Below are 7408 nucleotides of genomic sequence, written 5' to 3' on the forward strand. Positions count from 1 at the left end.
CGGGCGCGGATCTCCCCGCACGTCACAATGGACGCATGTCCCGACGCACCTCCCGCTCCCGGCGCCCGTCCGCCGCGAGCCCCCGCACCACCCCCGCCCCCGGAATCACCCCGGCTTCGCCGTGCCCCTGCGGGCTGCCCGCCGCCTACGCCGAGTGCTGCGGCCGGCTGCACGCGGGGGCTCCGGCGCCGACCTGCGAGGCGCTGATGCGTGCGCGGTACGCCGCCTTCGTCGTCCGGGACGCCGGGTACCTGCTGCGCACCTGGCACCCGGACCACCGCCCCGACGTGCTCGACTTCGACCCCGGGCAGCGCTGGCAGGGCCTGGAGGTCCTGGAGACCACGGAGGGCAGCGCCTTCCACACCACCGGCACCGTCACCTTCCGCGCCCACTACACGGCGGACGGCCGGGCCGGCTCCCTCCACGAGAAGAGCCGCTTCGTCCGGCACGAGGGTGCCTGGGTCTACGAGACCGCCGTCTTCGCCGACTGACAGCCCGATCGCGGAAGGCCGTCAGACCGGCGCGCCCGCCGGGGCCACCGGAGCCAGCTCCTGCGTCAGGTCCTCCGCCAGCAGCCGCTTGGCGATCACGTCGACCGCGGCGCGCAGCCGGGCGTCGTCCGGGCGCTCGCCGTCGTCGCCCAGCTGTTCGTGGAGCCAGCGGGCCCAGGCGTCGTTGATGGTCCGGGCCTCGCGGCTGCCGGCGGCGGTGTGCTGGAACAGGTGACCGTCCCCGGTGAGGAAGCCCTCCTCGATCATGCGGTCGAAGACCGGGACCAGAACCTCCGGTGGAATCCGGTGCCGCGCGGCGATCAGCCGGAGCCCCGCGTGGCCGACCATCCGTGTGAACAGCTCCACCTGCATCACCGCCCAGGCGCCCGCCATGTCCAGCCGGGTGTCCGAATCGACGACGATCCGCCGTGCCGTCTCCGGGTCCACCCGCCGCAGCACCTTGGCCACCGAGAACTCCAGCAGCTGGGCCGGGTCCTGGGTGTTCGGCGAGGCGAAGCCCTCACCCATGTCCGTCGAGCCCGCCCGTACCGTGTCCCGCAGCTGCACCTGCTTGAGGAACAGCGCGACGACGAACCCGAGCAGCGCCACGGGCACCGTCCACAGGAACACCGTGTGGAGGGTGTCGGCGTAGGCCTGGGCCAGCGGTTCCGACTGGGCGGCGGGCAGCGCGTGCAGCCCTTCGGGGCTCTGGGAGGCCTTCGCCAGCACGGCCGGATCACCGCCGGCCCGCGCGGCCTCGGTGATCCCGTCCCTGAGGTGCGGCCCGAGCGCGTTGGCGTAGATCGTCCCGAAGACGGCGGTGCCGAAGGAGCTGCCGAGCGTACGGAAGAAGGTGACGCCCGAGGTGGCCGTGCCCAGGTCCGCGTAGTCGACGGTGTTCTGCACGGCGATCGTCAGGACCTGCATGGAGAGCCCGATGCCGATGCCGAGCACCAGCATGTACAGGGACTCCAGCCAGACCCCGCTGTCCGGGCCCATCCGGGAGAGCAGGAACAGACCGGCCGCCATGACCAGCGAGCCGATGATGGGGAAGATCCGGTAACGCCCGGTCTTGCTGACCACGTTGCCGCTGAAGATCGACGCGGCGAGCAGTCCGGCGACCATCGGCAGCGTCCGCACACCCGACAGGGTCGCCGAGTCGCCGTCCACGTACTGGAGGTACGTGGGCAGGAAGATCATCGCGCCGAGCATCGCGAAGCCCACGATGAAGCTGAGGATCGAGCAGACCGTGAAGACCGGGTTGCCGAAGAGCCGCATCGGCAGCATCGGTTCCTTCGCCCGGAACTCGACGAGGCAGAACAGCGCGAGCGCCACCAGACCGAGGACGAACAGGCCGATGATGACGCCGGAGCCCCAGGCGTACTCGTTGCCGCCCCAGCTGGTGGCCAGGATCAGGGCGCTGGCCCCGACGGTGACCAGCGCGATGCCCAGGTAGTCGATGACCGGCCGTCCGGCCGCCTTGACGGACGGGATCGTCCGGGCCGCCGCGATGACCACCACGATCGCGATCGGCACATTGACGTAGAACGCCCAGCGCCAGGTCAGATGGTCGGTGAACAGCCCGCCGAGCAGGGGGCCGATCACCGTCGACACCCCGAAGACGGCACCGATCGCGCCCTGGTACTTGCCCCGGTCGCGCAGCGGGATGACGTCGGCGATCAGCGCCATCGAGGTGACCATCAGACCGCCCGCGCCGATGCCCTGGAGGCCGCGCCACACGATCAGCAGCGTCATGTTCGTCGCGAGCCCGCAGAGGAACGAGCCGGTGATGAAGATGACCGCGGCAAGCTGGAAGACGATCTTCCGCCCGAACAGGTCGCCGAACTTGCCGACCAGCACCGTCGCCACGGTCTCCGCGAGCAGATAGGCGGTGACCACCCACGACATGTGCGCGGCGCCCCCGAGGTCCGAGACGATCGTCGGCAGTGCGGTGCCCACGATCGTCTGGTCCAGCGCGGCCAGCAGGATGCCCAGCACGATCGTGGCGAAGACGATGTTGCGGCGGCGTGGGTCGAGCACGGGCGGCGCTGCGGCACTCTGCGCGGCGGGGGCGGTCTCGCTGGCAGTGGTCACCTTTGCACCCTCACATCGCTCGGTGTCACCCGCATGCGGGGCACGTCCGGACGTGTCAGGCGAGCAGATCCCGCAGCGAGGCCGTCATCCGGGTGGCGAATGCCTCCCGTACGGGGGCGGCTACCCGGTCCAGCGAGAGATACGGGTTGAGGTCCTCCAGTTCTACGAGGAGCAGCTCGCCGTCCGCCGTCCGGCAGGCGTCCACCCGCTGGATGCCGTGGTCCAGGGTGTTCCACTCCACGAAGGACCGGGCGAACGCCAGGTCCGCCGCGCTCGCCGCGTACGGCTCCAGCACCCACCGCCGCTCCGGGTCCGGGGCGTGCAGCGCGTACTGGAAGTCCTGGTCGACGTAGTAGAAGGACACCTCGTAGCGGAAGTCGATCCGGGGCTGGACGAGCAGGGTGCCGTCGGCCCCCGGAGCGATCTCCGGCGTCGTCACGAAGCTGAGCCCGACCGAGTCCGCGCCCAGCTTCGGCTTGACCACATAGCCCGCTGCCTCCGGAAGCAGCCCGAGATCCGCCGCCCGGTCCACGGTGGGGATGACCGGGTAGCCGGCGCGGCTCAGGTCGACCAGGTACTGCTTGCCCGCCATGTCCCCGCGCCCCGTCAGCGGGTTGTACACGCGGGTGCCCAGCTCCAGGGCCCGCGCCCGGAAGGCGTCGTACGCCTCCTGGTAGTGCAGGACCGGGCCGCTGTTGCGTACCACGACGGCGTCGAAGCGGTCCAGCAGGGCGGCGGCGTCGCGCGGGTGGCACAGCGCCAGGTCGAAGTCCTCGCGCAGCCGCGACGTCAGGCGGATGTCCTCGTCGCAGTAGCGCCGGCCACGCGCCTCGTAGGCGAGGTCGGTGACGAAGAGGACGGACGGGCGCGGGACGGCGGGCATGGCGTTTCCCCCGGGATACGGCGGCGTGCGGACCCGCTCATCCTCGCTGGCCCGGTTCCGCGTCCGCCCGCCGCCCCCGCGCTCAGCGGATGTGGCGGCCGGAGATCGCCCGCGCGATGACCAGGCGCTGGATCTCGCTGGTGCCCTCGAAGATCGTGTAGATCTTGGCGTCCCGGTACATCCGCTCCACCGGGTGCTCCCGGCTGTATCCGGCGCCGCCGAGGATCTGGACGGCCTTCTCCGTGGCGGCCACCGCGAGTTCGCCGGCGCGGAGCTTGGACATGGAGCCCTGTCCGGCGTCGAAGGTGCGGTCGTTGCGTGCCATCCACGCGGCCTGCCAGATCAGCAGCCGTACGGCCTCGATCTCGGTACGGATGTCGGCGAGGGCGAAGGCGATCGACTGGTTCTCGATGACCGGCCGCCCGAACGCCTCGCGCTCCCCGGCGTACTCCAGCGCGTATTCGTACGCGGCGCGCGCGATGCCCAGCGCCTGGGCGCCGACCGTGGGGCGGCTGACCTCGAAGGTGGCCATCGCGGCCTGCCCCTTGGCGGTGGAGCCCTCACGGGCGCGGGCGAGGCGGGCGTCCAGCTTCTCCTTGCCGCCGAGCAGGCAGTGCCCCGGCACCCGTACCTCGTCCAGGAAGACGTCCGCCGTGTGCGAGGCGCGGAGCCCCAGCTTCTTGATGGTGCGGCTCGCGGCCAGGCCCTTCGTGCCGGGCGGCACGATGAACGCGGCCTGCCCGCGCGCGCCGAGCGCCGGGTCGACCGAGGCGACGACGACGTGGACCTCCGCGATGCCCCCGTTGGTGATCCATGCCTTCTGGCCGGAGATCACCCACTCGTCCTTCGCCTCGTCGTACCGGGCCTTCGTCGTCATCGCGGAGACGTCGGAGCCGGCCTGCGGTTCGGAGACGCAGAACGCCGCGACCTTCGGGTCGTCCTCGTCGCCGTAACACTGGGGCACCCACTCGGCGAGCTGGTCCGGGGTGCCGGAGGCGAAGATCCCGGCGACCGCGAGCGAGGTGCCGAACAGGGCCATGCCGATGCCGGCGTCACCCCAGAACAGCTCCTCGTTGGCTATCTGGAGGGAGAGCCCCGACGGGTCGCCGTACATGTCGGCCAGCGACTCGAACCCGTAGAGACCGATCCGCGCGGCCTCCTGGATGACCGGCCAGGGCGTCTCCTCGCGGGCGTCCCACTCGGCCGCAGCCGGGCGCACCACCTGGGCGGCGAAGCCGTGCACCCAGTTGCGCAGGTCCTGCTGTTCCTCGGTGAGCGCGAGGGAGAAGTAGCTCATCGGCTCACGCCTTCGGGATGTCGAAGTAGCGCGTGAGACCCGAGGCCAGGCCGACGTCACCGGCAACCTTCAGCTTGCGCATCATGAACATGGTGATGGGGTTGCCGTTGCCGGAGACCAGCTTCAGGAACTCCGAGTCGGCCATGATCAGCGTCGTACGCGGCTCGGCGTCCGAGCGGCCCTCGCTGACGGCGCAGGTGCCGTCCGCGATCGAGGTCTCGTAGACCACCTCCGTGTCACCGGTGATCTTCCAGCGGATCAGCGCCGTGAGCGCCCCGGCCGCCTCCGGGCGGAACTGCTGCTTCATCCGGCCGAAGACCTCCCCGAGCACCCGGGTGCGCAGGTCGCCGTGCATGACCTCGCCCAGCTGCTTGGCGGACAGGCCCTTCACGATCCGTGCGAACTCCTCGGGGGAGACGGCCGCGAAGTCGAGGGCGGCCAGTTCGCCGGTGACATTGCCGCTGCTGTTGTCGGCCACGCCAGTTCCTTACTCTGGAGTAAACTTACTTTTGAGTAAGGTAAGGGCGCGGCGGTCTCTTCGCAAGGTGCGGAGGCGTGTCGTTCCAGGGGGTCACCAGGCGGAACCGGGGCGCACCACGAGCCGGGGGTGGTGGGCGGCGAGCACCTTGTTGGCGCGGGCCAGCTCCGACAGGGCCTGCTCGCGGTCGGCCTGGTCCTCGATGCCGAGGCGGGGCCCGCGGAACCTGCGGACCTCGCGCGCGGCGCAGTCGGCGTCGAATTCGGCCTGGAGGATGTGCGCGGGGGTGCAGGCGCCGATGAGCGCGGCGATGCGGTCCGGGATCGGGACGGGGACGAGCAGGTGCGAGGCGGTCATGGGGTGGTTCCCTCTCGATGGTGGCCAGGAGGTCGGGCGTCGGACCGCCGGGTGGGCGGACCGACTCCCCTCCATATAACGGGACGCGGTTCCGGGTTTCGCGTTGAGTACGTCTCCGTGTGGCAACCGTTTGGGAATGACCGGCTATTTCCCCTTACCCGCAAGTAGGTTGACTTCGCGTGAGGTGCTCGTTCGGATCGAGGACGCGTCGCTGTTCAGATGGGTGAGTCGTTGCTGCGTGCCCGCAGCTGCATGGCGCGGAGCACGGTCTCGGTCGAGAACCGCGCCTCCGGATCGACCAGTTGATCGCCGAAGATCGATTCCAGATTGCGCATCCGGTAGCGGACGGTCTGGGGGTGTACGTCGAGCAGCTCGCCCATCTGGGCCGCCGTGCCACGGGTGTCGAGCCAGATCCGCAGCGTTTCGATGAGCCGTTCGCGCCGGTTGACGCTGATGTTGGCCATCGGGGCGAGTTCGCGGCGCGCGAGCTGGTCCAGGAGGACCGGATCGGAGAGCAGCCACAGGGTGATGAGGTGGTCGTCGCAGAGGATGGCGGGCGCGTCGTCGATGACACCGGCGTCCACGAGTTCCAGCACCCGCCGCGCCCAGCGGATCGAGTCCGAGGCCAGGGAGGCGGGGACGGTCAGGCCGATGGCGGCACGGACCCCCGGGAGCGCGTGCTCCAGCATGCGTCTTCGCATGTCGTCGAAGGGGCCCGGGATCAGTAAGTGCGGCTGTGGGTCGGTGAAGTCGACGAGTACGTCACGGTCGATCGCCAGCCGGTCCAGATCGGGGGAGGGGCGCACGGCGACGAGCGTCACCTCGTCCGGCAGCGTCCAGCCGGTCTGCTCGCACAGCTCGGCGATGGCCACGCGGGGCACCGGCCGTCCGGCGAGGATCAGGTGCAGCAGCCGGCGCCGCAAGGTGTCCGTGTGGTCGTCGGAGGCCGACCTCACCTCCAGATACCCCTCGCGCGAAAGGGCTTCCAGCTCGTCCACGTAACTGAACAGCGCGTCCGCGAACGTCAGCATCATCGTGGGGGACAGGTTGTAGCGCCTGCCGATCTTCTTCGCCCGGCGGAGGGCCACGCGGGCGCCCAGCCGGTACGCCCCCTGCAACTGGTCCAGGCTGCGCCCCTCGTAGGCCTCGAACCGGCCGAATCTGCGGCACATCTCGTCGCGCAGCGCGGAGGGGGCGGCCGGCTCGGCCACCTGGTCCACGAACACGGAGATGCTCTGCTCGACGCCGACCCGGATGCCCTGGCCGTACGGGCCGTCGAGGAGGCGCGCGTACTCGGGGTAGGCGCGGGTGACCTCAAGGCCGATCTCCTTGATGAGGCTGGGCAGTTCGGGTCGCACGATCGTGGCGAACTCCTGCGGCAGCGGTCCCAGCGGCTCTCCCAGCTCCGAGGGTTGCGCAACTCCCGGCATACCTTGACCCCTTCTTGCTCTTCGGCGCCCGATGGGGGGCGACGGACGGGAGAGCGCTCCCAGCCGTTCTCAGGTGCGTACCGACTTCGGCTGCCGAAGATAGTCCACGTATGTGGCTCTGAACACAGGCAGGACAAGACGAAATGTATAGGCCACGCATCGGTCGTTTTCAGCCACCACTTCGATCGGCTTCCGCTTGCGGGGTCGGCTCGCGGATCACTCGTGCGGTGCTGGTGCGGGAGTGTGGATTCCGGTAATGCGGCGGTGGCTCCGACGCGTGATCCCGCCACCTCGGACAATGGCGCCCGCTCTATTGGCGCTGAATTCCACCGGCCCGAAGGGGGGAAGTCGAGGGGGGCGGCGGGGTGCCGGGTGCGC

The 7408-nt window shown here is 70.3% G+C and carries 7 protein-coding genes; 1 reads left to right on the forward strand and 6 read right to left on the reverse strand.

The window, feature by feature from the left end; translation table 11 throughout:
• Positions 1-35 precede the first annotated feature (35 nt).
• A complete protein-coding gene (locus EAO73_RS02645; RefSeq protein ID WP_147969819.1) occupies positions 36-491 on the forward strand; it encodes a YchJ family protein in 456 nt (151 codons plus the stop codon).
• Positions 492-512: 21 nt separating this feature from the next.
• Here EAO73_RS02645 and EAO73_RS02650 read toward each other — a convergent pair whose 3' ends face one another.
• The 6 genes from EAO73_RS02650 to EAO73_RS02675 all read right to left on the reverse strand — a co-directional run bounded on the left by EAO73_RS02650 (position 513) and on the right by EAO73_RS02675 (position 7030).
• On the reverse strand, positions 513-2585 hold the full coding sequence (locus EAO73_RS02650; RefSeq protein WP_147969820.1) for an MDR family MFS transporter: 2073 nt from the start codon (positions 2583-2585) through the stop codon (positions 513-515).
• Between the two features lie 55 nt (positions 2586-2640).
• Positions 2641-3468 carry a hypothetical protein gene (locus EAO73_RS02655; RefSeq protein ID WP_147969821.1) on the reverse strand — a complete coding sequence of 276 codons (828 nt, stop codon included), beginning with the start codon at positions 3466-3468 and terminating at the stop codon, positions 2641-2643.
• 82 nt (positions 3469-3550) lie between these two features.
• Complete coding sequence (locus EAO73_RS02660) at positions 3551-4765, reverse strand: acyl-CoA dehydrogenase family protein (RefSeq protein WP_147969822.1); 1215 nt, start codon at positions 4763-4765, stop codon at positions 3551-3553.
• A 4-nt stretch (positions 4766-4769) separates the two neighbouring features.
• Positions 4770-5243: an SCP2 sterol-binding domain-containing protein gene (locus tag EAO73_RS02665; protein WP_147969823.1), complete on the reverse strand. Its 474-nt coding sequence runs from the start codon at positions 5241-5243 to the stop codon at positions 4770-4772.
• 93 nt (positions 5244-5336) lie between these two features.
• Complete coding sequence (locus tag EAO73_RS02670; protein WP_026243061.1) at positions 5337-5600, reverse strand: hypothetical protein; 264 nt, start codon at positions 5598-5600, stop codon at positions 5337-5339.
• Positions 5601-5815: 215 nt separating this feature from the next.
• Positions 5816-7030, reverse strand: a complete 1215-nt coding sequence (locus EAO73_RS02675) for a helix-turn-helix domain-containing protein (protein WP_147969824.1) — start codon at positions 7028-7030, stop codon at positions 5816-5818.
• Positions 7031-7408 lie beyond the last annotated feature (378 nt).

Origin of the sequence: Streptomyces sp. col6 (assembly GCF_008042035.1) — a bacterium.
Lineage (GTDB): Bacteria > Actinomycetota > Actinomycetes > Streptomycetales > Streptomycetaceae > Streptomyces.